21 protein-coding genes are annotated in these 24,216 nt (G+C 61.7%); 12 read left to right on the top strand and 9 right to left on the bottom strand.

The features are described from left to right. Nucleotides 1-85: 85 nt before the first annotated feature. From AC2444_RS06155 to AC2444_RS06145, 3 genes are all read left to right on the top strand, one after another. Entirely contained in the window at nucleotides 86-1,147 is a 1,062-nt protein-coding gene (locus tag AC2444_RS06155; protein ID WP_012756870.1) for an adenylate/guanylate cyclase domain-containing protein, read from the top strand. Nucleotides 1,148-1,252: 105 nt separating this feature from the next. Beyond that, nucleotides 1,253-2,611, top strand: coding sequence for an esterase-like activity of phytase family protein (locus AC2444_RS06150; protein ID WP_012756869.1), 1,359 nt, complete (start codon nucleotides 1,253-1,255; stop codon nucleotides 2,609-2,611). Nucleotides 2,612-2,926: 315 nt separating this feature from the next. After that, complete coding sequence (locus tag AC2444_RS06145; RefSeq protein ID WP_012756868.1) at nucleotides 2,927-4,135, top strand: helix-turn-helix domain-containing protein; 1,209 nt, start codon at nucleotides 2,927-2,929, stop codon at nucleotides 4,133-4,135. 93 nt (nucleotides 4,136-4,228) lie between these two features. Here the strand turns inward: AC2444_RS06145 and ppx are convergent, their stop codons facing one another. From ppx to AC2444_RS06125, 4 genes are all read right to left on the bottom strand, one after another. Further along, nucleotides 4,229-5,749 carry an exopolyphosphatase gene (ppx, locus tag AC2444_RS06140; RefSeq protein WP_012756867.1) on the bottom strand — a complete coding sequence of 507 codons (1,521 nt, stop codon included), beginning with the start codon at nucleotides 5,747-5,749 and terminating at the stop codon, nucleotides 4,229-4,231. A 12-nt stretch (nucleotides 5,750-5,761) separates the two neighbouring features. Further along, complete coding sequence (locus tag AC2444_RS06135) at nucleotides 5,762-7,966, bottom strand: RNA degradosome polyphosphate kinase (protein ID WP_012756866.1); 2,205 nt, start codon at nucleotides 7,964-7,966, stop codon at nucleotides 5,762-5,764. Nucleotides 7,967-8,031: 65 nt separating this feature from the next. After that, nucleotides 8,032-8,745 carry a DnaA regulatory inactivator HdaA gene (hdaA, locus tag AC2444_RS06130; RefSeq protein ID WP_012756865.1) on the bottom strand — a complete coding sequence of 238 codons (714 nt, stop codon included), beginning with the start codon at nucleotides 8,743-8,745 and terminating at the stop codon, nucleotides 8,032-8,034. Beyond that, nucleotides 8,738-9,862: an AI-2E family transporter gene (locus AC2444_RS06125; RefSeq protein ID WP_012756864.1), complete on the bottom strand. Its 1,125-nt coding sequence runs from the start codon at nucleotides 9,860-9,862 to the stop codon at nucleotides 8,738-8,740. The genes hdaA and AC2444_RS06125 overlap by 8 nt, the downstream gene beginning before the upstream one ends. A gap of 246 nt (nucleotides 9,863-10,108) precedes the next feature. On the opposite strand from AC2444_RS06125, the gene purM reads away from it, so the two are divergent. Both purM and purN read left to right on the top strand, forming a co-directional pair. After that, on the top strand, nucleotides 10,109-11,182 hold the full coding sequence (gene purM, locus AC2444_RS06120) for a phosphoribosylformylglycinamidine cyclo-ligase (RefSeq protein WP_012756863.1): 1,074 nt from the start codon (nucleotides 10,109-10,111) through the stop codon (nucleotides 11,180-11,182). Next, the gene (gene purN / locus AC2444_RS06115) at nucleotides 11,179-11,850 is read left to right on the top strand and encodes a phosphoribosylglycinamide formyltransferase (RefSeq protein WP_012756862.1); all 672 of its coding nucleotides are present in this window, start codon (nucleotides 11,179-11,181) and stop codon (nucleotides 11,848-11,850) included. Before purM ends, purN begins: the two co-directional genes overlap by 4 nt. Here purN and AC2444_RS06110 read toward each other — a convergent pair. From AC2444_RS06110 to AC2444_RS06100, 3 genes are all read right to left on the bottom strand, one after another. Beyond that, nucleotides 11,847-13,016, bottom strand: coding sequence for an alpha-D-ribose 1-methylphosphonate 5-triphosphate diphosphatase (locus AC2444_RS06110; RefSeq protein ID WP_012756861.1), 1,170 nt, complete (start codon nucleotides 13,014-13,016; stop codon nucleotides 11,847-11,849). The genes purN and AC2444_RS06110 overlap by 4 nt on opposite strands. Before the next feature lie 144 nt (nucleotides 13,017-13,160). Further along, nucleotides 13,161-13,754: an NUDIX domain-containing protein gene (locus AC2444_RS06105; protein WP_012756860.1), complete on the bottom strand. Its 594-nt coding sequence runs from the start codon at nucleotides 13,752-13,754 to the stop codon at nucleotides 13,161-13,163. Continuing rightward, nucleotides 13,751-15,955, bottom strand: a complete 2,205-nt coding sequence (locus tag AC2444_RS06100) for a molybdopterin-containing oxidoreductase family protein (protein WP_012756859.1) — start codon at nucleotides 15,953-15,955, stop codon at nucleotides 13,751-13,753. The genes AC2444_RS06105 and AC2444_RS06100 overlap by 4 nt, the downstream gene beginning before the upstream one ends. Before the next feature lie 16 nt (nucleotides 15,956-15,971). On the opposite strand from AC2444_RS06100, the gene AC2444_RS06095 reads away from it, so the two are divergent. Together AC2444_RS06095 and AC2444_RS06090 are read left to right on the top strand one after the other, a co-directional pair. Continuing rightward, on the top strand, nucleotides 15,972-16,841 hold the full coding sequence (locus AC2444_RS06095) for a 23S rRNA (adenine(2030)-N(6))-methyltransferase RlmJ (RefSeq protein WP_003547108.1): 870 nt from the start codon (nucleotides 15,972-15,974) through the stop codon (nucleotides 16,839-16,841). 163 nt (nucleotides 16,842-17,004) lie between these two features. Next, nucleotides 17,005-17,601, top strand: coding sequence for a glutathione S-transferase family protein (locus AC2444_RS06090; RefSeq protein ID WP_017993546.1), 597 nt, complete (start codon nucleotides 17,005-17,007; stop codon nucleotides 17,599-17,601). 85 nt (nucleotides 17,602-17,686) lie between these two features. Here AC2444_RS06090 and AC2444_RS06085 read toward each other — a convergent pair whose 3' ends face one another. After that, complete coding sequence (locus AC2444_RS06085) at nucleotides 17,687-18,322, bottom strand: outer membrane protein (protein ID WP_012756858.1); 636 nt, start codon at nucleotides 18,320-18,322, stop codon at nucleotides 17,687-17,689. Between the two features lie 365 nt (nucleotides 18,323-18,687). Between AC2444_RS06085 and AC2444_RS06080 the strand changes: the two genes are divergently transcribed. The 5 genes from AC2444_RS06080 (at nucleotide 18,688) to AC2444_RS06060 (ending at nucleotide 23,259) form a co-directional block, all read left to right on the top strand. Continuing rightward, a complete protein-coding gene (locus tag AC2444_RS06080; protein ID WP_012756857.1) occupies nucleotides 18,688-19,455 on the top strand; it encodes an SDR family oxidoreductase in 768 nt (255 codons plus the stop codon). After that, the gene (gene uvrC, locus AC2444_RS06075; protein WP_012756856.1) at nucleotides 19,452-21,494 is read left to right on the top strand and encodes an excinuclease ABC subunit UvrC; all 2,043 of its coding nucleotides are present in this window, start codon (nucleotides 19,452-19,454) and stop codon (nucleotides 21,492-21,494) included. Before AC2444_RS06080 ends, uvrC begins: the two co-directional genes overlap by 4 nt. Before the next feature lie 215 nt (nucleotides 21,495-21,709). Further along, nucleotides 21,710-22,300, top strand: a complete 591-nt coding sequence (pgsA, locus tag AC2444_RS06070; RefSeq protein WP_003547103.1) for a CDP-diacylglycerol--glycerol-3-phosphate 3-phosphatidyltransferase — start codon at nucleotides 21,710-21,712, stop codon at nucleotides 22,298-22,300. Next, nucleotides 22,297-22,551 (top strand): molybdopterin converting factor subunit 1, encoded by a 255-nt coding sequence (gene moaD / locus AC2444_RS06065; RefSeq protein ID WP_012756855.1) that lies wholly within the window; start codon nucleotides 22,297-22,299, stop codon nucleotides 22,549-22,551. Before pgsA ends, moaD begins: the two co-directional genes overlap by 4 nt. A gap of 246 nt (nucleotides 22,552-22,797) precedes the next feature. Then, on the top strand, nucleotides 22,798-23,259 hold the full coding sequence (locus AC2444_RS06060) for a molybdenum cofactor biosynthesis protein MoaE (protein WP_026157305.1): 462 nt from the start codon (nucleotides 22,798-22,800) through the stop codon (nucleotides 23,257-23,259). Here the strand turns inward: AC2444_RS06060 and AC2444_RS06055 are convergent, their stop codons facing one another. After that, on the bottom strand, nucleotides 23,260-24,156 hold the full coding sequence (locus tag AC2444_RS06055) for a branched-chain amino acid ABC transporter permease (protein WP_012756853.1): 897 nt from the start codon (nucleotides 24,154-24,156) through the stop codon (nucleotides 23,260-23,262). Between the last annotated feature and the right edge of the window lie 60 nt (nucleotides 24,157-24,216).

The following is a 24,216-nucleotide window of genomic DNA, read 5'->3' as shown; positions in this document are numbered from 1 at the left end:
CGCGGCGCTGTAGATTCGAATTCGCTTGACGGTTTTTTCCGGCCTGAAACAATGGCCTTAACCAACATCACGGCGCAGAGGCGGCATGCGGGAAATATCTCCGACACAGAATTGGATCCTGATCACGATCGTCCTTGCGGCCAGCGGCGTCATCTATGATCTGATGTTCTACTCCAATCAGACACCGATTGTCGGGGCGATCTTCGCGCTCTTCATCGGCATGCCGATCCTCGCCTTCGAGCGTAAGGTGCTGTTTCGAGCACTCTACAGGCGCATCCAGAAGCTGCCGACCTTCGCCTTCATCATCACCGAGCTGCTGATCTACGAAATCCTGATGAGCATCGGCTTTGCCTGCGCCGGCCTGCTGCTCTGGTCGCTCGGCATGGTGAAGCCGGCGTCGCTCCTCGACCTCGTCATCATGCCGTTCGAAGTCTTCGTCTATGCGTTGGCGGTCTGCACCATGCTGATCTTCGTCTTGCGCGTGCGAGAACTGCTCGGTCGTGAAGTTTTCCTCAGCATGCTCATCAGCCGCTACCGCAATCCGGTCAAGGAAGAGCGCGTCTTTCTGTTCATCGACCTCGTCGATTCGACGGCTTTTGCCGAAAAGCACGGCGACCTCAGGGCGCAACAGCTGCTGAGCTCGCTGTTTGCAACCTTCGCCGAGCCCGTCAGGCGCCACAAGGGCATGATCAATGACTATGTCGGCGATGCAGCGATCATCACCTGGCCGCTTACCCGCGGCGTCAAGAATGCGCGCTGCGTGCGCTGCATGTTCGATATCCTTGCCGATATCGAAGCCAATGCCGCCGGCTGGCGGAAAAATTACGGGCAGGTACCGAAGCTCCGCGCCGCCCTTCACGGCGGCGAGATCATCACCGCCGAAATCGGTGTCGATCATCATAAGATCAGCTATTTCGGCGATACGGTGAACACCACTGCCCGGCTGGAGACGCTCTGCCGCAGTCTGAACCGATCGGTTCTGATATCCAGCGAGCTTGCCCGGCGCATGGAGTTTCCTGACGAGATATCCTGCGAGGATCTCGGCACCCATGCCGTGAAGGGACGCGGTCAGGCACTCGGCGTCATGGCGCTTTCCTCGCGCGCGGTCACCGTGCTGAACGCGCCGGCCGTCATTCTGCACGGCTGAGCACCGTCTGACCTCACGTCACCAAAGCTTCACCCAACCGTCAATTCGCTGACATTAAAGCCCTGCTAAGCGGAAGGCCTTTGCAATCCGCTCCACGGGGATATTATGAAGAACGTCCTTTTTGCTTCCGTATCGCTTTTCATCCTTGTCGCGGGCGCCGCTTCGGCCGACCAGCAGCAGTTCCCGGCCAAACTCGCCGGCCAGGCGATCCTGCCCGCCAACACCATGGTTCCGGCACCGGCCGATGCCCCCGAATTCCTCAAGCATTCCGGCAAGTTTACGACGCCGGACCGTAAGCGCGCCGAAGCGCTCGGCACCGCTCCCGGCAAGGACGGCGCCCGCATCATCGATCTGAAGCTTCCCTTCGACGGTCAGCCGATCCAGGGTTTCTCAGGGGTCAAGACGATGGCCGACGGCACCTTCTGGACGCTCTCCGACAACGGCTTCGGCTCGAAGTCCAACTCGTCTGACTCCATGCTCTTCCTGCACCAGATGAAGTTCGACTGGGCCGGCAACAAGGCTGAAGTCGTCAAGAACCTCTTCCTTTCCGACCCCAACAAGATTGCACCGTTCCCGATCGTGCTTGAAGGCACCGACACGCGTTATCTCACCGGCGCCGACTTTGACATCGAATCGATCCAGCCGGTTGTAGACGGCTTCTGGCTCGGCGACGAATTCGGTCCCTACATCCTGAAGTTCGACACGTCAGGCCGCCTCACCGACGTCATCCCGACGACGCTCGACGGCAAGCCGGTGCTTTCGCCCGACAATCCACTTCTCTCGGTTCCGGCCAACCCGGCCGCCAAGATGCCGGTCTTCAATCTGAAGCGCTCCGGCGGCTTCGAGGGCCTCGCCATGTCCAAGGACGGCGCCAAGCTCTACGGCCTGCTCGAAGGCGCCATCTACAAGGATGACCGCACGGTAGAAACCATCGACGGCCACACCGCCATCCGCGTCATCGAGTTCGATGTCGCGTCCAAGAAGTGGACCGGCCGCAGCTGGCTCTATCCGTTCGAGGACAAGGGGGTATCGATCGGCGACTTCAACGTGCTCGACGACACCACCGCTCTCGTCATCGAGCGCGACAACGGCGCCGGCACGACGGACAGGGCCTGCGCCGACCCGAAGCAGCCGAAGCCGGATTGTTTCGAAGCTCCGGCCGTGCTGAAGCGCGTCTACAAGATCGAGTTCAACGACGCCAATGTCGGCAAGGCGGTCCGCAAGATCGGCTATATCGACCTCCTGAACATTCAGGACCCCGACAACAAGAAGAAGGCCGGCAGCAAGGACGGCGTCTACGACATGCCGTTCGTGACGATCGAAAACGTCGATCGCGTCGACGCCACGCACATCATCATCGGCAACGACAACAACCTGCCCTTCTCGGCCGGCCGCGCCGTCGACAAGGCCGACAATAACGAGTTCAGCCTGCTTGAGGTTGGCGAGTTTTTGAACGCGAAGTAGGTTCGGGGTTCTGCTACGGAATACGGAGGGCGGCGCGAAGGCGGCGCCCTTTTTCGTTGACGCTGTGCCGTGTGTGCCCCCCTCTGCCCTGCCGGGCATCTCCCCCACAGGTGGGGAGATTGGCTGGGCGCAGGGGGTTCCCAAACAATCAGCGATTCAACTCGGCTAGACGTTCAAGATGCGAGAAGGTCATGCCACTTGTAATCTCCCCACCTGTGGGGGAGATGTCCGGCAGGTGTCCGACCCGGATAGATAGATAACAGAACGGACCGTTTACATAGGTGACAGTTCTCTAGCAGCCGGGAGGGCCCGGCGATGGTTTGGAGAGAGACTGGCATCATGGACGAGCGGCTGCGCTTTGTTGGGGAATGTCTTGCGGGCGAGGAGACGATGACGGCGCTGTGTGCGGCCTACGGGATATCGCGCAAGACGGGCTACAAATGGTTGGAGCGGTATCGGGCGCTCGGCCCTGCGGGGCTTATCGACCTGCCGCGGGCGCCGCTTGAGCACGGGCGGGCAACGGCGGCGGAGCTGGTGGCGCGGATCGTGGCGGAGAAGGAGGCGAATCCGCAGTGGGGGCCGAAGAAGGTGCTGGCGCGGCTGAAGCGGTCGGCGCCGCAGCTTTGCTGGCCGGCGGCCTCGACGATAGGCGAGATCCTGAAGCGACACGGGCTGGTCGGGCGCCGGCGGCATCGCTGGCGGGCGGCTGGTTGCGGCCCGTTCGCGCCGGCCAACGGGCCCAATGCGGTGTGGAGCGCCGATTACAAGGGCTGGTTCAGGACCCGCGATGGGCGGCGCTGCGAGCCACTGACGGTGATGGATACGGCGAGCCGCTTTCTGCTGGCGCTGGAAGCCTGCGCGACGCCGGCCGAGGTAGAGGCCTGGCCGGTGTTCGAGCGGCTGTTTGCCGAGCACGGACTGCCGGAGCGCTTTCGCAGCGACAACGGTTCGCCCTTCGTGGCGATCGGCGTCACCGGGCTGACGACGCTTGCTGTACGGTTCATCAAGCTCGGCATCGGCCTGGAGCGCATCCAGCCGGGCAAACCGCAGCAGAACGGCCGCCACGAACGCTTCCATCTGACGATGCTGCCGCTGGCCATGGCGCCGGAGGTCGACCATGCCGCGCAGCAGGCGGTCTTTGACGCATTTCGCCAGAATTACAACGCCGAGCGTCCACACGAGGCGCTCGCTATGGACGTGCCTGCTGATCATTACCGACCATCACTGCGGCGCCTGCCCGACCGCCTGCCTGAACCGGACTATCCGGCCGAGGCGGCGGTGCGCCGGGTGCGCTCCAGTGGCGAGATCAAATGGAACGGTGACCTCGTCTATGTCGCAGCAGCGCTGGCCGGCGAGGTCGTGGCGATCGAGGAGAGTGAAGCGGGCATCTGGACGCTACGCTTCCATGCCCATCCGCTCGGCATCATCGACAAGAAGACCAAGCGGCTTGTCCGCCCCAGCGCCCTGCAACCCCGACCAGCCGGCGCAGGGGCGGACACTGGTTTACAAGGGGGAGAACTGTAACCCATCTATCCGGTTCAATCTGTTACCCATCTATCGGCTGGACACAGGCCAGAGGGGGGGGGGCACACACGGCACAACGGCCGCAAATCAGACCTACTCGAACCGAAACGCCAACCGCTTGTTCGTTAGCTTCGACAGCTGCTGCAGGCGGCCGTCCAGGCGTTCGCCTGCAAAGTCGCGATATTCGGGAGGCACGACGAATTCGAGGTCGAGGTCCGGGCTCGAGGATTTGCGGAAGGTCAGGTTCTTGACGATGCCGGGCATCGAGGCCGAGAAGAGGTAGACGACGCGCAGCATGCCGCCGAGCAGCTTGGCGCGCTCGATGAGCTGCGGCGTGGCGATCTGCGCCAGCTGACCGGTGGCGCCGTCGTCATGCAGGCCTTCGAAACGGTAATAGTTGGAAAGCGCGATGAAGGCGCGGCCGGGATGACTGATGCCGACGAAGGAAGAGTGGGCGATGACGTTCAGCGCCTGCAGGCCGCGATAGTCAGGATGGGCGCGCCAGCTGATATCGGCAAGCAGACAGGCGGCCTGGCGGTAGCGGCTTTCCTCTTCGGTTTCCTGGATGCCGAAGAGGGGCATCATGCGGCCGGTCCATTCCGCCAGCTCGCGGGCATGCTCCGGCGAACGGGCACGCAGGATCGCCAGTTCTCCGGCGGCGGCAAGCAGCGGATCGGCGCGGCGCTCGGCCTCCGACAGCAGCGAATAAAGATATCCCTCGCGCACACCCTGCGCCGAGAAGGAAATCAACGACGGCTTCATCGCGCTCAGCACTTCCTTCATGGCGACGGCGCCGAAAGGCAGCAGCGAACGGCGGTGCTTGGAAACGGCCTGCAGCGCCGGCTCCCTGGAGTCGCGCGCAGTCACCACCTGGTCGAGGAACTGCATCATTCCTTCGAACGACACCTCATACCCCTGCATCATGTGCAGCGGATAATGAGTGATTTCCATGTGCAGCTTGGCGATGTTTCGCCAGGTACCGCCGACAGCGTAGAAGGTTCGGCCCTCGCCTTTCGACAGCAGCTTTGCCGTCTTCAGCTGCTTTCGGGCAAAGCTCTGGGCTTTGGAGAGCGAACCGCCGGCATATTCCGATAGGCGCAGGCCGCCGAGCGGCAGCGTGATGCCCTTGCCGAACTCCTTGCCCTTGATATCGATCAGCTCCAGCGAGCCGCCGCCGAGATCGCCGGCAATGCCGTCAGGATTGTAAAAACCGCTGATGATGCCGAGCGAAGCGAATTTCGCCTCCTCCTCGCCGGAGAGCACGCGAACCTTGCGGTTAAGGATGGTTTCCGCCTGGTGGATGAAATCAGGACCGTTGCTCGCCTCGCGCGCGGCCGCCGTTGCCAGCACATACATGGTGGCAGCGCGCGCCTGATCGGACAAAGCCTTGAAACGGTGCAGCGCCGCCAAAGCCCGCGCGACGCTGTCTTCATCCATCTTGCCGGTAAGGGCGACGCCCTTGCCGAGGCCGCAGAGGACCTTTTCGTTGAAGAGGACGGTTGGCGAACGGGACATGCCTTCGTAGACGACAAGACGAATAGAATTCGATCCAATATCGACGACGGAGACCGGGGCGATCCCCGGAAGGCGCCCCTGGGCTTCAGATTCAACCATTTAGGTCCAGTTTTACTTGTTGTTGCGGCCTTCGAGCAGGCCGGCGATCAGCTTCGGCGCACTGGACTTCAGAGCTTCACCACGGCCCGACAGGCTCGGATTGGTCATGAAATACTGCTGCGCATTGAACGGTTCTTCGCCCCTGCGCACTTCCATGCGTCGCGACGTACCGTCGGGCAATATCTCGTAGCTTTGTTGATTGTCAATCACGTTGCCGAGCATAATCTGTGACAAGACCTGCTCGTGAACGGTCGGATTCGTCAGCGGAACCATGGTTTCGACGCGGCGATCGAGGTTTCTCGGCATCATGTCGGCCGAACCGATGTAAACCAGCGCCTTGTCGGATGGCAGGCCGTGACCATTGCCGAAGCAGAAGATGCGGCTGTGTTCGAGGAAGCGGCCGACGATCGACTTGACGCGGATCTTTTCCGAAAGGCCGGGCACCTGCGGGCGCAGGCAGCAGATGCCGCGCACGACGAGATCGATCTCGACGCCGGCATGGCTGGCGCGATAGAGCGCATCGATGATGTCGGGGTCGACAAGCGCGTTCATCTTCATCCAGATCGCGGCAGGCGCACCGTTCCTGGCGTGCTGGATCTCTTCCTCGATGTGGCGCAGGATGCGCGGGCGCATCGTATAGGGCGAGATGGCGAGCTGCATGCCCTGTTCGGGCTCGCCGTAGCCGGTGATGAAGTTGAAGATATTCGCCATGTCGTGGGCGATCACCGGATTGCAAGTGAAATAGGAGAGGTCTGTATAGATCTTCGCGGTGATCGGGTGGTAGTTGCCCGTTCCGAGGTGGCAATAGGTTCGCAGCTTGCCTTCCTCGCGCCGGACGACCATCGACATCTTGGCGTGGGTCTTGAGCTCGATGAAGCCGAAGACGACCTGCACGCCGGCGCGCTCGAGATCGCGCGCCCAGCGGATATTCGCCTCTTCGTCGAAGCGAGCCTTGAGCTCGACCAGCGCCGTCACCGACTTGCCGGCTTCGGCGGCGTCGATCAGCGCGCGGACAATCGGGCTGTCGTTGGAGGTGCGATAAAGCGTCTGCTTTATCGCCAGGACATCAGGATCGCGCGCAGCCTGGAGCAGAAACTGGACCACCACGTCGAAAGATTCGTAGGGGTGGTGGACGACCATGTCCTTTTCGCGAATGGCGGCGAAGCAGTCGCCGGCATGCTCGCGAACACGCTCGGGAAATCGCGCATTGTAGGGCGCATACCTGAGATCCTCGCGCGGCGCCTTGGTGATCTCGGACAGGGTGTTCAATGCCAGAAGGCCCGGCAAAACGGCGACGCGATTATCAGGGATATTGAGCGCCTGAACGACGAACTGACGCAGCGACGCCGGCATTTCCGAGTCGGTCTCGATGCGGATGACCTTGCCGCGACGGCGCCGCTTCAGCGCCGTTTCGAAGAAGCGGACGAGATCCTCGGCCTCTTCCTCGACTTCGATATCGCTGTCGCGGATGACGCGGAACGTACCGGAGCCCTGCACCTCGTAACCCGGGTAGAGCCGGTGGATGAAGATGTTGGCGACATCTTCGAGCGTGATGTAGCGGATGGTGTTTCCATCATCCGGCAGGCGGACGAAGCGGTCGAGTGCCACCGGCAGGCGCAGCAGCGCCGTCATCGGCTCGCGGCCATTCTTGCTGACCAGCTGCAGACCGATCGAGAAGCCGAGGTTCGGAATGAACGGGAACGGATGGGCGGGATCGATCGATAGCGGCGTTAAAACAGGGAAGATCGCCTGTTCGAATTCGGCGGCCAGCCATTGGCGGTCGGCATCGCTCAAGGCGCCGGGACGCACGATCAGGATGTCTTCTTTGGCGAGATATTGCTGCAGGACGGCGAGCGAGGCCTGCTGCTCCATCTGCAGATGGTCGATCTCCTGCAGGATCGAGTCGAGCTGCTCGGCCGGCGTCTTGCCGTCGGGGCTGCGGATGACGATGTTCTGGCGCACCTGACCCTCGAGGCCAGCGACACGCACCATGAAGAATTCATCGAGGTTGGCGGCGGAGATCGACAGGAAGCGGACGCGCTCGAGCAGCGGATGCTCGGTATTCAAAGTCTCTTCCAGAACACGGCGGTTGAACTGCAGCCAGGAGAACTCCCGGTTGATGAAGCGTTCGGGGCTCTTGAGCAGCTCTTCCAGCGGCGGGACGTTGTCGTTGATCTCAGGAGTAAGTTCCTGCTGTTCTGCGACTGCACTATCCATGGTCCGCTTACCCCGTTATCAACCGCAAAGGCAATTATATCAGTTTGACGACGGAACTGTGACAGTCAATCGGCCGGTTCCGAATTTCCCAATTCATTCAATACTTCGGCAGCAAGAGACCGGGTGATTTTCGTGCCCCGCGACAGGGCCAGCCGGTCAAGCCTTTCGACGATCGTCTGGGCCGCGTTCAGCGACCGCTCCATCCTGACAACGATATAGAGCACGAGTTTGTCATCTATATAAAGCTGCCGGTCGGCAAAGAGCTTGACGATCACCTGCGACAACAGCGCCTCATCGGGTTCGCCGATCTCGACGACGGTTGCCGCTTTCAGGCGCGAGCGCAGATCGGGCAGCAAAACCGGCCACGACATCGGCCAGAGGCGGCTGGTCATCAACAGGCTGGTGCCGTTTTCGCGGACGCTGTTGATGACGTGGAAGAGCGCGTTGTCGTCGAAGCCGAGGCGGTCGGCATCCTCGAACAGCACCGGGCCGGCGGCGGCAGCAATTGCGGCGTCGGAGCCAAGCTCGGGATGGATGTCGACGGCGCCGCTCAATTCCCGCCAGATGCGGGCGAGATGCGATTTTCCGGAGCCGACGGGGCCGGCGAGCACGACGACCGGCGACGGCCATGCCGGCCAGGCATCGACGATCGAAACGGCGGCGGCAAGACGCTCCGAAATCAGCAGGTCGTCGCGCCCGCTTGCGGCATCGTGCGAAAAGACCAGCGGCAGCTGCTCTCCGGCCTTGCGCTTCGGATCAGCGTTCTTCACGTCATTCATTGGGAACTGATTTCGTCTTCCGGGCGCGGCCACTGGGCGACCCGCCAAAATAAAGATCGCTCTGAAGGTAGCGCGAAAGCGCGAAACGAACAAGGACGCCGACGGCCGCAGCCGCCGGCACCGCAACCAGAAGCCCGACGAAACCGAAGAGCGCGCCGAAGGCAAACAGCGCAAACATCAGCCAGACCGGATGCAGGCCGACGCTGGAGCCGACGAGCTTCGGCTGCAGAATGTTGCCCTCGAGGAACTGACCGCTGAAGAAGACGACGAGCACCAGCCCGATCCACGGATAATCGGGCCAGAACTGCACAAGCGCCACGCCGATGGCGAGCACGAGGCCAACCATCGAGCCGACATAGGGAATGAAACTGATCATGCCGGCGAAGAGGCCGATCAGCAGGCCGAAATTCAGCCCGACGAGAGAAAGGCCGACGGCATAATAGATGCCGAGGATGAGGCAGAGCGAGCCCTGGCCGCGAATGAAACCGGCGATTGCCTGGTCAATCTCCTTGGCGATCTGGCGAACATCGCTGACATAATCGCGCGGGATCCACTGATCGACCTTGGCGACCATACGGTCCCAATCGAGCAGGATGTAGAAGGCGACGACGGGGGTGACCACAAGCAGCGATATGACGTCGACGATCGCCTTGCCGGAATTCCAGATCTGCGCAAAGAGCCCGGTGAGGAAGCCCATGCCCTCCGACAGGATGCCGGAGAGATTGTCCTTGATCGCGCCCATCTGGTTCTCGACCCAGTCCGGCAGCAGCGAATTCTGCGCCTGCGTGATGAACTGCTGCAATTGGCTGATATAACCCGGCAGACGTTGAGCGAAATCGTTGAACTGGCTGATCAGCACCGGAATGAGGATCATCAGCGCCAGCGCGAAGACGATGACGAAGGCAACGAGAATGCCGATGGTCGCCATCATGCGGCTCAGACCCAGCCGCTCCAGCCGGTCGGCCACCGGATCGAGGAAATAGGCGATCGCCATGCCGGCGATGAAGGGCAACAGGATCGAGCTGAAGACATAAAGGAAGGCGATGAAAAAGACGAGCGCCGCCAGCCAGAAGAAGATCTGACGCTTGAGAATGTTCCCACTGACTTGCTGTGGCATTGCCTTCCCCGCTGATCGCTCGCCGCCGCCGAACGCCGCATGCGATCCGAAGCGGCCATTCAGCACATAGGATGCAGGCGCAAAGATGGTCAACCCTGTCGCGCCAAATCCCGGAAAGGCCGGAAGAAGACGCGGGAAATTGGGGGCTTTTGCCATGCAGCGCTTGCATAAAAGCCCCTGTCATGCAATTGCGACCGGCAGATGACGCGGCACGTTTGCCGCCTGAAATAGCCATCGGAGACCAGCATGAGCCAGTCTGGGAAAAACGGCCTGACATATAGCGATGCGGGCGTCGACATCGATGCCGGCAACCTCCTCGTCGAGAAGATCAAGCCGGCGGTGCGCTCGACCCGCCGTCCCGGCGCCGACGGCGAGATCGGCGGCTTCGGCGGGCTTTTCGATCTCAAGGCGGCAGGTTTTACCGATCCGGTTCTCGTCGCCGCCAATGACGGCGTCGGCACCAAGCTGAAGATCGCGATCGATGCCGACTATCACGACACCGTCGGGATCGACCTCGTCGCCATGTGCGTCAACGATCTCGTGGTACAGGGCGCCGAGCCGCTGTTCTTCCTGGATTATTTCGCGACCGGCAAGCTCGACCCCGATCAGGGTGCGGCCATCGTCGGCGGCATTGCCGCCGGCTGCCGCGAGGCCGGCTGCGCGCTGATCGGCGGCGAGACGGCCGAAATGCCCGGCATGTATTCCTCCGGCGACTACGATCTCGCCGGCTTTGCTGTCGGTGCGGCCGAACGCGGCAAGCTCCTGCCATCCGGCGATATTGCCGAGGGTGACGTGATCCTCGGCCTTGCCTCCTCCGGCGTTCATTCCAACGGCTTCTCGCTGGTGCGCAAGATCGTCGAATTGTCCGGCCTCGATTGGGATGCACCGGCGCCGTTCGCCGAGGGCAAGAAGCTCGGCGAAGCCCTGCTCGAGCCGACACGCATCTATGTGAAGCCGCTTCTGAAGGCGATCCGCGAGACCGGCGCCATCAAGGCGCTGGCGCACATCACCGGCGGCGGCTTCCCGGAAAATATTCCGCGCGTGCTGCCGAAGCATCTGGCGGCCGAGATCGATCTTGCCGCCGTCAAGGTGCCGCCGGTGTTTTCATGGCTCGCCAAGACGGGCGGCGTCGAATCCAAGGAAATGCTGCGCACCTTCAACTGCGGTGTCGGCATGATCGCCGTTGTTGCCGGCGAGAATGTCGCGACGGTTTCCGCGGCTCTCGAAGCCGAGGGCGAGACAGTTATCACGCTCGGCCGCATGATCGCCCGCGAAGAAGGCGCTGCCGGCACGGTCTACAAGGGCACGCTTGCCATATGAGTTCGCCGCGCAAACGCGCCGTCGTCTTCATATCAGGCAGCGGCTCCAACATGATGGCGCTGGTTGCGGCGGCAAAGGCAGCCGACTATCCGGCCGAGATCGTCGGGGTGATTTCCGACAAGGCGGATGCCGGCGGGCTTGCCAAGGCCGCCGCCGAAGGCATTGCCACATTCGCTTTTCCCCGCAAGGACTACGCCAGCAAGGACGCGCATGAGGCGGCGATCTTTTCGGCGCTCGACGAGCTTAAACCCGATATTCTTTGCCTGGCAGGCTATATGCGGCTGCTGACGGCGACGTTCATCCAGCGTTATGAAGGCCGGATGCTCAACATCCACCCTTCCCTGCTGCCCTTATTTCCGGGCCTGCATACGCATCAGCGGGCGATCGACGCCGGCATGCGGATCGCCGGCTGCACGGTGCATTTCGTCACCGAAGGCATGGATGAGGGGCCGGTGATCGGCCAGGCGGCCGTACCTGTTTTTTCCGGTGACACGGCCGAAAGCCTTGCCGCGCGTGTGCTCACCATCGAACACCAGATTTACCCGCAAGCGCTGCGGCTCTTTGCCGAAGGCCGTGTGACGATGGAAGGCGGCAAGGCCGTCGGCGCGGAGGCTTCGACCGCCGCACCCAAGACCCAGCTTATTTCGCTGATCGGCGACCGCGCTTAAGCCGCCAGCGCCCTTAACGGATGCAGCGTGCCGTCGCTGTAGACGAAGCGGCCGGCGCGGAAGGTGGCGCGGATGCGATTGATATCACCCGGCTCGACCACGACCAGATCGGCGCGCTGGCCGATGGCGATCTCGCCGCGATCCGACAGGCCGGCGGAACGGGCCGCATTGCCGGTCGCCATGGCAACGGCTGCCGGCAGGCCGCCGTCCACCATGTCGGCAAGCTTGAAAATGCCAGGCACGAAGGCAGCTGGATGATAATCGGCGGCGATGACGCTCAGCAGGCCGGCCCTTGCGGCATCGAGCGCGCTGAGATTGCCCGACATCGACTGGCCGCGCAGCGCGTTCGGCGCGCCCATCAGCGTCCAGAGGCCGCGGCGGCGCGCCTCTTCGGCCGCAGGCGCGGTGACCGGAAACTCGCTGATTGTGACGCCAAGATCGTGCATCTCGGCGACTTTTTCGACGCTGTCATCGTCATGCGAGGCAAGCGACAGCTTGTGCTTCAGCGACAGCGCGACGATCTCCTTCAGCTTGGCCTCGATGTCAGCATTGTTGCGCATGGCAATGCGCTTGGCGACGATCTCCGCCGCCATTTCCTCGGAGATGGCGCGGCGCTCGGAGATGCTAAGGATGTAGCTTTGCAGGTTGTTGTACTGGCCCTGACCCGGCGTATGGTCGGTAAGCGAGACCATGTCGATCTGATCGGCATTCAGCAGGCGTTCGAGTGCAGGCGCTGCGCCGACATTGGTGATCTCGTAACGGGCGTGGACGCGGTGGTCGATCAGCAGATCATCACGCAGGCGGTTGATGCCTTCGATCACCGCCGATGTCGTCTCCAGCGAGCGGACGTGGCCGTAGACGCTTTCGGTCGCAAAAGAGACGGCGGCAAACGCTGTGGTGACACCGGCGGCGGCAAGCTTCTTGTCGAGTTCGTGGATGCCGAAATCGATCGGCATCGTCGCGTTCGGCCGCGGGGCGATCTCGCGCTCGATCATGTCGCCGTGGAGATCGACGAATCCCGGCATCAGCAGCCGCCTGCCGCCATCGATGGCAGCACCGGCGACCGGCTCCGGCCGGATCTCGGCGATGACGCCACCCTCAACACGCACGGAACCTTCACTCACCACCTCGTTTGGGAGAACGAGGGTGAAATTGCTGAGCCACATGGGCTTTCTCCTGACCGCATCCGATGATTGACAAACCGCAGCGCATAGAACTGCTACGTGACAGTCGTATGAAATTTCGCGCCGTATCATCTTAAAGCGGAAACTTGCGCTTTGGAAATGACCCGATGCGCTCGCTCCGCAGATTCACGCTGTCAGCTTTGCCCTGTTCAACAAGGCCCATTGCAGAAGCACGATCGTCTTGACGTCGAAGATCTCGCCGGTTTCGATCATCGTCGCCGCCTCGTCGAGCGGAATCTCGAGGACTTCGATATCCTCGTGCTCCTCGTCCAGGCCGCCGCCTTCGGCCACGCGGTCGGCGATGTCGACGAGGGCTGCGAAGAAGTGGACCACTTCGGTGACGGCACCCGGTGAGGTGTAGGATTTGAACAGGAAGCGCGCCTCGCGCAGGCGATAGCCGGTCTCCTCCATCGCCTCGCGACGGATCGCCGTTTCGGGATGGTCATCGTCGAGAAGGCCGGCCGGCACCTCGATTATCCAGCTGGGATCGCCGTTGAGATGAACGGCGAGGCGGAATTGGCGGACGAGAACGACGAGGTCGCGCCTGGGATCATAAAGCAGAATGCAGGCGGCGGGCGTGCGGTGGTAGACTTCCCGCTTCAACCGATGGGTTGCGCCCTTGCGGTCGATATAGTCGAGCAGATAGCTGCTCAGCCGCGTCCACCCATTCGACAGGGTTTCCTCGCCGGCGATTTTCACCCGGGATTTCGGCTGCATCATGCTGCGTCCCTGCGAAGCCAGACCTTGTTGTCGTGCACGGCCGCACCGCCATAAGGCGCGACGGGGTCGGCGCCGGTCAAGACGTTGATGCCCTCGCCGTCGACATGCGCCTTGTTCGGCCAAAGGCCCTCGGCAATCAGCACGCCTGATTTCACTTCAGTGGTGATGCGGGCGTGGATGCGCAGATCGCCGCGGCTGTTACCGATGCGGACGAGATCGCCATGGGTGATGCCGTTGGCTTCGGCGTCGGCCGGATTGATCATCACTTCAGGGCGGCCTTCTTTCTGCCGGGAGGTCTTGGTTTCCGAAAAGCTCGAATTCAGGAAGTTGCGCGCCGGCGACGTGGCGAGGCGGAAGGGATGCTCGGGATCGGCGACTTCGATGACATCGACCTGATCGGGGAAGTCTGGAAGCGCTGCGTGCGGACCGAGCGCGCCGATTGCCGCCGGCGGTTTGTTCGGCGCCGGCTGATTGATCCAGTCCGGGCGAAAGTGGAACTTGCCGTCCGGATGGGCAAAGCCGTTCAGATAATGCGCTTCCTCGAAAGCGGGCTGGCGATCGAACCATTTGTGTTCGAGGAAATGATCGTAATCCGGCAGGCCGCTCGATTCGAGGATGCGGTCGACCATCTCGCGGGCGGTAAAGCCGAAGCCTGGGCGATCGGCGACGCCGAGGCGTTTGGCCAGTTCCTCGATGACGAAGAGATTGGTGCGCACGGTGGGCGGTGGCTCGACCAGCTTCGGTCCCAGCAGGATATGGTTCTGGCCGCCGGCCCGGTAGATGTCGTCATGTTCGACGAACATCGTTGCCGGAATGACGATATTGGCGATCTCGGCCGTTTCGGTCAGGAACTGCTCGTGGACGGCAACGAAGAGGTCCTCACGGGCAAAGCCACGTCTGACGAGGCGCTGCTCGGGGGCGATGTTGGCGGGATTGGTGTTCTGGATCAGCATAGCCGTCACCGGGCCGCGATGGCGCAGCGCCACGGCATCGCCGGTCAGCACGCGGCCGATCTGCGACTGGTCGAGCATGCGGATATCGGCATCCTTCATCGACCGGCCGGTCAGTTCGGCGCTGTTCATGCGGAAGATATCGCTGTTCGAATGGAAGGCGCCGCCGCCCTCATATTGCCAGGAGCCGAGAACGGTGGCGACCGAGGCGGCCGCATGCATGGCGACCGCGCCGTTGCGCTGGCGGGTGAAGCCGTAACCCAGGCGGAAGAAGGTCTTCTTCGTCGTGCCGACGAGGCTGGCGAAGGCTTCGATCTCCTCGATCGAAAGGCCGGTGATAGCAGCGGCCCATTGCGGCGTCTTGGTTTTCAGATGCGCTTCGAGACCGGCGGGATCATCGGCGTATCTCGCCATGTAATCGCGGTCGGCGTAACCGTCGCGGAAGGCGATGTGCATGACGGCGCAGGCGAGCGCGGCGTCGGTACCCGGCCTGACGATCAGCGCCATGTCGGCCTGCTTCATCGTCGGATTGTCGTAGATGTCGATGACGACGATCTTCGCGCCGCGCTCCTTGCGCGACTTGATGGCGTGGGTCATCACATTGACCTGCGTCGACACCGCGTTGGTGCCCCAGATGACGACGCAATCGGTGCGGCCCATCTCGCGTGGATCGGGACCGCGCAGCGTGCCGGTCGCCATGGTGAAGCCGGTCCAGGCCGGGTTGGTGCAGATCGAAGAGAAGAAACCGGAGTAACGCTTGGCATGACGGAGGCGATCGATGGAATCGCGCTGCACCCAGCCCATCGTACCGGCGTAGAAATAGGGCCAGACCGCCTCGCTGCCGTCCCTTGCCTCGGCTTTCACAAAGGCTTCGGCGATCTCATCCAGCGCATCGTCCCAAGAAATCTGCTGCCACTGCCCTGCCCCCTTGGCGCCGGCGCGGCGCAACGGATGCATCAGGCGGTCGGGATGGTAGAGCCGCTCGGCATAACGGGCGACCTTGGCGCAGATGACGCCTGACGTGTAGGAATGGTCATTGGCGCCGCGCACGCGGCCGATGCGGCCATCCTCCGATATCTCGACCTCCAGTGCGCAGGTGGAGGGACAGTCATGCGGACAGGCCGTGTGGCCCACCCTATTGTCCGGCTTTTCTGATTTGGCGTGGATGGGGGTCGCAATGTTCATGGCATTTGTATATTCCAAGGCTTGCACGGCCAAAAGCCACAAAAATTCCCCATGACGCGAATTCATACGGACATCAGCAAAAATGAACTACCGCCACATTTATCACGCGGGCAACTTTGCCGATGTGCTGAAACATGTCGTGCTGACGCGGCTGATCCGCTACATGCAGAAGAAGGATGGCGGGTTCCGCGTGCTCGACACGCATGCCGGCATCGGGCTCTACGACCTCTCCTTGGAAGAAGCGCAGAAAACCGGCGAATGGCTCGATGGCATCGGCAAGCTGATGGAGGCAGACCTCGGCCCTCAGGTTTCCGAACTGCTGGAACCCTACCTCTCCGCAATCCGCGAACTCAATCCGCAGGGCGGCATCCGTTTCTATCCCGGATCGCCGAAACTTGCGCGCATGCTGTTCCGGCCGCAAGATCGGCTGTCGGCGATGGAACTGCACCCCGAGGACTATGTCAGGCTGCACCGGCTGTTCGAGGGCGATCACCATGCCCGCATCACCGAGCTTGACGGCTGGCTGGCGCTCGGCGCGCATCTGCCGCCGAAGGAGAAGCGCGGCATCGTCCTCGTCGATCCGCCCTTCGAGGAAGAGGACGAATATCAGCGGCTGGCCGAGGGACTGGAAAAAGCCTACCGCCGCTTTCCCGGCGGCACCTATTGCCTGTGGTATCCGCTGAAAAAGGGCGCGCCGATCAAGGAATTCCACGAGACGCTGCAGGCGCTCGACATCCCGAAAATGCTCTGCGCCGAACTCGCCGTTCGCAGCGACCGCGGCATTACGGGACTGACGGGCTCAGGCCTCGTCATCGTCAACCCGCCCTTCACGCTGAAGGATGAGTTGCACCAATTGCTGCCCGCATTGAAGGATCATCTGGCGCAAGACCGTTTCGCCTCTCACCGCGCCTTCTGGCTGCGTGGCGAGAACAAGGCGGTCAAGGACGATTGACCGGGCAACTACAGCGCCGCGCGTCTTTTCAGACGCGCAAAGGACGCTGTAGCACTTTGAATTTGCGCATAATCCTTTCCGAAAATCGATTCCGATTTTCGGGGTTATGCGCTAGCTTCGGGAATAGTCCGCGCCGCAGCTCCACAATCTCATCAGGTGTCCCATGAAGCTCCTTTGTTCGCCCGCCTCACCCTATTCCAACAAGGTGCGGATGGCCGCGCATTTTCTAGGCCTGGAGTTGAACGCCATCCGGGTCGACACCAATACCGGACCTGCGATCCTGGTGGACAACAATCCGCTCGGCAAGATCCCGACGCTGCTGACCGATGACGAGGTCTCGATATACGATAGCGTGGCGATCATGCATTATTTCGACCGGCTGACGAAGGGCGGGCTCTACCCTTCCAAGAAGGGCAAGCGCACGGATGTGGAAATCCTCGAGGCGCTCTGCGACGGCATCTGCGATTGCCTGCTGGCGATCGTCTACGAGCGGCGCTTCCGCGACGAGGAAAAGGTCCATCAGCCGTGGATAGACCGGCAGTGGAAGAAGGCGACGAGCGGGCTCGCTCATCTCAGCGCCAATCCGCCGAAAACAGGCAAGAAGCTCCATGGCGGACATTTCGCGCTGGCGGCGACGCTCGATTATCTCGAACTGCGCTTCAAGGACCAGTGGGAAGCCGATCATGCGCCGCTGATCGACTGGCAGCTGCAGTTCGACAAGAAATTCCCGGCCCACAGCGAGCTCAAGTCCGAGGGCTGAGCGGGCTCAGCGTCTGGAGCAACGAGCAGACATCAAAAAGCCGGGCGACGTGCCCGGCTTTTCGATGTTCGGATATTCGACGAGCTTAGAACTTGACGCCGATACCGAGCTTGACGCTGTTCTCGTCGTAACCGCGCGAGAAGCTGCCGGAGTCGAGGTCGTAATCCTTGCTCTGGTAGTCGGTGTAGCGATATTCGAGGCGCGTCGTGATGTTGTTGGTCACGAAGGCTTCGACGCCGGCGCCGACCGTGTAGCCGAAGTTCGTCTTGCTTTCGTCCGAGGTGTCGTCGGAAACCTTGACGTCGCCGATGGCAAGACCGGCCGTGCCGTAGAGCAGGAAGGGGTTCATGTCGTAGCCGACGCGGCCACGGACGGAGCCGTTCCAACCATACTTGTTCTTGACGCCGCCCGAGGAGACGTCGTCGCCGCTGTAGCCGAGATCGGATTCAACACCGTAAACGATCTGGCCCTGCTGCCAGTTGTAACCGGTGAAGACCTGGCCGCCGAAACCGTAGGTGTGGCGGTCGGAACCGAAGTCACCCATGTTGTAGGTGCCGGCGCCGCCGAGGTAAAAGCCTTCCCAGTTGCCTGCCGGCTTGACTGGAGCGTCCTGGGCGACCGGTGCTTCCGGAATCTGGTCGACGGCATCGGCCGCCTGAGCTGCCGAGAGGCCGGCAATCGCAAAAACGGAGGCCATGAGGCCAGCAATGAGTACACGCATACTTAGTCTCCTTTCAGTCCCGCGCCGCTTGTCATCTGTCTATCAGTGAAGCATTGGCGGGATATTGCCAGATGTCCCTTCCGGATCGAGGCTGAAATTGGAACTCAAATGCGGATTTGAAAGAGCCAAATTGTGATATCATTGTGGCTTCCGCATGGCTGAAATTCGATGTTGCTTTGGCGCAACATACACTTCATTAACCATACTGAAGTGTTAAACTGAAAATACTTATTTTAAGAAATCGCATTCTTAAATAATACATAGAATATCCCCCTCCCCGAGGCAACCGCAACGGCCTATTTATATAATCACCGTCGGCGCCTATATAGTCTGCAGACAGACTCGCGGGATCAGAAGGCACGATTTTGAACCACAAAAGACTTCGCTCGGCCCTTATAACAGGGGCTGCTAAGAGAATAGGCCGAGCAATCGCCGAAGACCTTGCTGCAAATGGCTTTTCCGTTGCCATCCACGCGAACGGCTCGATCGGTGAGGCAGAAGAGCTGGTGGCGGAATTGCGGCGGAAGGGATATCGAGCGATCGCGCTGCAAGCCGATCTCACCGATATCGGCGAAACGGGCGCGTTGGTCGCGAAGGCGTCGGAAGCGCTCGGGCCGGTCGATCTGCTCATCAATAATGCGTCGGTTTTTCAGCATGATTCCGCGCGTAGTTTCAATGCCGCCACATGGGCATTGCACTTCGACCTGCATGTTCGTGCGCCCTCTATCCTTGCTGCGGCCTTCGCGCAGCAGATGCCGGCTGAGGCAGCGGGGCTGATCGTCAATATCATCGACCAGCGGGTCTGGGCGCTGAGGCCCAGCTTCTATTCCTATACCCTCTCCAAATCCGCGCTGTGGACGGCGACGCAGACACTTGCACAGGCATTGGCGCCACGCATCCGCGTCAATGCCATCGGCCCCGGCCCGTCGATGCCGAGCGAGCGGCAGGCGATGGAGGACTTCCAAGCGCAGGTCTCAGCCCTTATCTTGCAGCGAGGGCCGGCGCTGGAGGAATTCGGACAAACGATTCGCTTCCTTTACGACACGCCCTCGGTCACCGGCCAGATGATTGCCCTAGACGGCGGCCAGCACCTTGCCTGGCAGACGCCCGATGTGGCGGAGATTACGGAATGAACGGACGAAAGCTGCCGGATGGCGGCGTTCTCTACGACGAGACGGATGAGAGCGAAGACGATATCGAAGTGGAAGGCGACGCTTCCGTCGCCGTGCCGCTTGCGGCTGCTGTCGACTGGAATGCGGGCAGCCTCAATGAAACCGGGCTTCTCGGCGCGGAACTGATCGGCGAATTCGTCAAGCGGCTGCCGAACAGCCCCGGCGTCTACCGGATGTTCAATGCCGAGGGCGACGTGCTCTATGTCGGCAAGGCACGCAGCCTGAAGAAGCGCGTCAACAATTACGCCGTCGGCCGCGTGCATTCCAACCGCATCGCCCAGATGGTGCGCCAAACGGCGAACATGGAATTCGTGACGACGCGCACGGAAACCGAAGCGCTGCTCTTGGAAGCGAATCTGATCAAGCGCTTGCGGCCGCGCTTTAATGTGCTTTTGCGCGACGACAAGTCCTTTCCCTATATCCTCATCACCGGCGACCACCGGGCGCCGGCGATCTTCAAGCATCGCGGTGCGAGAGCGCGAAAGGGCGACTATTTCGGGCCCTTCGCTTCGGCCGGCGCGGTCGGGCGGACGATCAACTCGCTGCAGCGCGCCTTTCTGATCCGCACCTGCACCGACAGCGTCTTCGAAACGCGCACACGCCCCTGCCTGCTCTACCAGATCAAGCGCTGTTCCGGGCCGTGTACCCACGAGGTCAGCGATGGGGGGTACGGCGAACTGGTGCAGGAGGCGAAGGACTTCCTGTCCGGCAAGAGCCAGAAGGTGAAGTCGCATATGGCCGAGGCGATGAACCAGGCGGCCGAAGACCTCGACTTCGAGCGGGCGGCGATCTATCGCGATCGCCTCGCCGCACTGTCGCATGTGCAGAGCCATCAGGGCATCAATCCGGCCGGCGTCGAGGAGGCTGACGTTTTCGCCATCCATCATGAGGGCGGCATCTCCTGCATCCAGGTGTTCTTCTTCCGCACCGGCCAGAACTGGGGTAACCGCGCCTATTTCCCGAAGGCCGATCCGCAGCTTTCGAGCGCGGAAGTGCTGAATTCCTTCCTGGCGCAGTTCTACGACGACAAGCCGGTGCCGAAGCAGATCATGCTGTCGCAGACGGTCGAGGAACTGGAGCTGCTCGCCGCAGCACTCAGCGAAAAGGCCGGCCACAAGGTTTCCATCCTGGTGCCGCAGCGCGGCGAGAAGCGGGATCTGGTCGACCATGTCGTCGGCAATGCGCGCGAGGCGCATGGACGAAAGCTCGCCGAGACGGCGTCACAGTCGCGGCTGCTCGAAGGTTTCAAGGAAACGTTCGGGCTTGCCTACGCACCGCAGCGCATCGAGATCTACGACAACTCGCATATCATGGGCACCAATGCCGTCGGCGGCATGGTGGTCGCGGGGCCGGAAGGTTTCGTCAAGAACCAGTACCGCAAGTTCAACATCAAATCGACCGACATCACGCCCGGCGACGACTTCGGCATGATGAAGGAGGTGATGTCGCGGCGTTTCTCGCGGCTGATCAAGGAGGACGGCATTCCTGACCGGACGGCGCAGGTGGCCACACCCGACGCTGCCGACATGCCCTTCCCCACGTGGCCCGATGTGATCCTCATCGACGGCGGCCAGGGGCAGATGACGGCGGTGCGCGCCATCCTTGCCGAACTCGGCATCACCGACAGCGTGACGGCGATCGGCATCGCCAAGGGTGTCGACCGCGACGCCGGGCGTGAACGCTTCTTCCCGCCGGGACGCGAGAGCTTCACGCTGCCGCCGCGCGATCCGGTGCTCTACTTCATCCAGCGCATGCGCGACGAGGCGCACCGTTTCGCGATCGGCTCGCACCGGGCACGGCGCAAGAAGGAAATGATCAAGAACCCGCTCGACGAGATCGGAGGCATCGGCCCGTCGCGCAAACGCGCGCTGCTTCAGCATTTCGGCACGGCAAAGGCGGTTTCGCGCGCCGCCCTGTCCGACCTGATGGCGGTGGAAGGCATATCGGAAGCCGTCGCCAAGCAGGTCTATAACCATTTCCATGACGACGCCGCGAAATAACCGGCGTCCGTCGCAAATTCCACGCAAAGGCGGTGAAAAGACAGAAAGAATGTTGACGGTCCGCGGCCAAAGCCGTCATCTACCGCATCGGCCCGAAAATCGGAATCGACTTTCGGAAAGCTCGATGCGGATATTCTAAAGTGTTACAGCGTCCTTTGCGCGCCTGAAAAGACGCGCGGCGCTGCAGCGGCGCATCAATTCAGAGAAACGATCCCATGGCATCGCGTGCGTATAGCATTCCCAATCTTCTGACCTACGGCCGCATCCTCGCCGTACCGCTGATCGTTCTCTGCTTCTTCATCGAGGGCAGGCTGTCGATCAGCAATACGGCGCGCTGGGTGGCGCTGTGGATCTTCGTCATCGCCTCGCTCACCGATTTCCTCGATGGCTATCTCGCGCGCATCTGGAACCAGACGTCGAATATCGGCCGCATGCTCGACCCGATCGCCGACAAGCTGCTGGTCGCCTCGATCCTTCTCCTGGTCGCGGCCGACCAGACAATCGCCGGCTGGTCGATCTGGGCGGCGATCACCATTCTCTGCCGCGAGATCCTGGTGTCGGGACTGCGCGAATATCTGGCGGCGCTGAAAGTCAGCGTACCGGTGACGCGGATTGCCAAGTGGAAGACGACGCTGCAGCTCGTCGCCATCGCCTTCCTGCTCGCCGGCCCGGCCGGAGACGAGATTTTCCCCTATACGACGCAGACCGGCATCGCGTTGCTGTGGATCGCCGCACTGCTGACCATCTATACCGGTTACGACTATTTCCGCGCCGGGGTGAAACATATCGTGGATGACGAGGAATGACGCGGCTTGTCTATTTCGCCTGGGTGCGCGAGCGCATCGGCAAGGGCGAGGAGGAGATCGACCTCCCCTCCTCCGTCGTCACCGTCGCCGATCTGTTGAATCATTTGAAGACGCTGGGCGAAGAATATGAGACCGCACTTCAATATCCCGACGTGATCCGCGTGGCGCTCGACATGGAGCATGTCGAACATGACGAGCCGATATCAGGGGCGAAAGAGATCGGTATATTTCCGCCGATGACGGGTGGGTGATTACGATCATTCGGTCGGGCTTTGGAAGCTGACAATGGGTAGGACTGAGACTTCCTTTCTCTCCCGCATTCCTGTGCTTGTCACAGGAATCCAGCCATCGCGCGTCCGCGCGATGAATGACTCTTTCTTTTTGGCAATTGCTCCTCCCGCGCCCAAGGACTTGGGCGCACTGGATTCCTGTGACAAGCACAGGAATGAGGGCGGGTTGGGATGTGAATGCGCCTCACAGCAACAGGGGCGTTTGTCGTGATCATCACCCCCACCATCCGCGTCCAGCATGAAGACTTCGACCTGCAGGCCGAGGTCGATCTGCTCTCCAAAGGCAAACCCGGCATCGGCGCCGTCGTTACCTTTTCCGGCCTCTGCCGCGATGAAGGCGGCACGCTTGCTGCCCTCGAGCTCGAGCATTATCCCGGCATGGCCGAAGCGGAGATCCGGCGCATCGGCGATCTCGCCATCCAGCGCTTCGGACTTCTCGGCCTCACCGCTATCCACCGTTACGGAAAGATCGCAACTAGCGAGAATATCGTGCTCGTCGTCGCAGCGGCGCCACACCGGCAGGCGGCGTTCGACGGCGCGAATTTCGTCATGGATTTCCTGAAGACCGCAGCGCCCTTCTGGAAGAAGGAGCATGTGCGGGATGGCGCCACCGGCGACTGGGTCGCGGCGAAAGACGCCGACGATGCGGCGCGCGACAAGTGGAAATAATTAGAGCACTACTCGTTCTCTGCGGCTCATGACCAAGAGCAGGACGAGCAGCGAGAAGACGACCAGATCCCGCCAGACGAAGGGGCCGTAGGCGCCCCACATGGTTTCGACGACGGCAAGCCCGGCAGCGCCGCCTGCCGAGCGCAGCGGATCGGAATAGCCGCCGACGGCTGCGATCAGCAGCACCTTCAGCCCGAACATCAGGCCGGCACCGAAATCCATCGAGCCGTAATAGAAGGTGGCGAGGATGCCGCAGATGGTGGCGACAAGCGCCGCGGCCGTATAGGCGATGAGGAAGACGCGGTCGGCGCTGGTGCCGCAGAGTTCGGCGGCCAGCGGATCATCGGTGACGGCGCGCCAGACGCGGCCCCACGCCGTGCGCCTGAGGATCAGCGTACCCACCGCGACGATGGCGCACATCAGTACCGTGTTGATCAACTGGATATAAGTGAGTGTCACCTTGAACAGGCCATCGCTCCAGAAGACGACCGTGTCGTTCAGGAACGGCGGCAGCCAGATAGAGCGGGTATTGGCCGCAAGCCGGGCGGTCTCCATCAGCACGATCATGATGCCGAGGGCAGCGACGATGACCGTATTCGGCGATTTGTTGACCAGCGGCAGCATGATCGAGCGGCCGATCCATAGCCCCGCCGCCAGCGAATAGACGATGGAAGCGCAGGCGCCGACGGCAAGGGCGGCTGGCAGCACCAGCCAAAACCTGACATAGGCGAGTTCGGTGAAGAGCAGCAGGATCTGGCCCGCGAAGGCAAAGATCGCCCCATAGGTGATGTCGGCCCGCTTCGTCACGCCGAAGGCGACGGCATAACCGAAGGCAAGCGCGGCATAGAGAGCAGCGAGCGGAACCGCATTCGCCAGCTGCTGCAGAAGATAGGCCATTCACAGACACTCCGCGTCACCAAAATTATAACTGGTAAAAGTTATTTCACCAGTTATAAT

It is taken from the genome of Rhizobium sp. WSM1328, from assembly GCF_057653715.1.
This window is presented reverse-complemented; position numbering and strand designations above follow the sequence as displayed.

Coding starts and splice junctions, on each gene's coding strand:
- AC2444_RS06125 (WP_012756864.1), bottom strand. CDS start 9,862: ATGCCACAGCAAGTCAGTGGGAACATTCTCAAGCGTCAGATCTTCTTC.
- AC2444_RS06095 (WP_003547108.1), top strand. CDS start 15,972: ATGAACTACCGCCACATTTATCACGCGGGCAACTTTGCCGATGTGCTG.
- ppx (WP_012756867.1), bottom strand. CDS start 5,749: ATGGTTGAATCTGAAGCCCAGGGGCGCCTTCCGGGGATCGCCCCGGTC.
- AC2444_RS06085 (WP_012756858.1), bottom strand. CDS start 18,322: ATGCGTGTACTCATTGCTGGCCTCATGGCCTCCGTTTTTGCGATTGCC.
- hdaA (WP_012756865.1), bottom strand. CDS start 8,745: ATGAATGACGTGAAGAACGCTGATCCGAAGCGCAAGGCCGGAGAGCAG.
- AC2444_RS06105 (WP_012756860.1), bottom strand. CDS start 13,754: ATGATGCAGCCGAAATCCCGGGTGAAAATCGCCGGCGAGGAAACCCTG.
- moaD (WP_012756855.1), top strand. CDS start 22,297: ATGACGCGGCTTGTCTATTTCGCCTGGGTGCGCGAGCGCATCGGCAAG.
- AC2444_RS06055 (WP_012756853.1), bottom strand. CDS start 24,156: ATGGCCTATCTTCTGCAGCAGCTGGCGAATGCGGTTCCGCTCGCTGCT.
- AC2444_RS06110 (WP_012756861.1), bottom strand. CDS start 13,016: ATGTGGCTCAGCAATTTCACCCTCGTTCTCCCAAACGAGGTGGTGAGT.
- pgsA (WP_003547103.1), top strand. CDS start 21,710: ATGGCATCGCGTGCGTATAGCATTCCCAATCTTCTGACCTACGGCCGC.
- AC2444_RS06150 (WP_012756869.1), top strand. CDS start 1,253: ATGAAGAACGTCCTTTTTGCTTCCGTATCGCTTTTCATCCTTGTCGCG.
- purN (WP_012756862.1), top strand. CDS start 11,179: ATGAGTTCGCCGCGCAAACGCGCCGTCGTCTTCATATCAGGCAGCGGC.
- AC2444_RS06090 (WP_017993546.1), top strand. CDS start 17,005: ATGAAGCTCCTTTGTTCGCCCGCCTCACCCTATTCCAACAAGGTGCGG.
- AC2444_RS06135 (WP_012756866.1), bottom strand. CDS start 7,966: ATGGATAGTGCAGTCGCAGAACAGCAGGAACTTACTCCTGAGATCAAC.
- uvrC (WP_012756856.1), top strand. CDS start 19,452: ATGAACGGACGAAAGCTGCCGGATGGCGGCGTTCTCTACGACGAGACG.
- AC2444_RS06145 (WP_012756868.1), top strand. CDS start 2,927: ATGGTTTGGAGAGAGACTGGCATCATGGACGAGCGGCTGCGCTTTGTT.
- AC2444_RS06100 (WP_012756859.1), bottom strand. CDS start 15,955: ATGAATTCGCGTCATGGGGAATTTTTGTGGCTTTTGGCCGTGCAAGCC.
- AC2444_RS06155 (WP_012756870.1), top strand. CDS start 86: ATGCGGGAAATATCTCCGACACAGAATTGGATCCTGATCACGATCGTC.
- purM (WP_012756863.1), top strand. CDS start 10,109: ATGAGCCAGTCTGGGAAAAACGGCCTGACATATAGCGATGCGGGCGTC.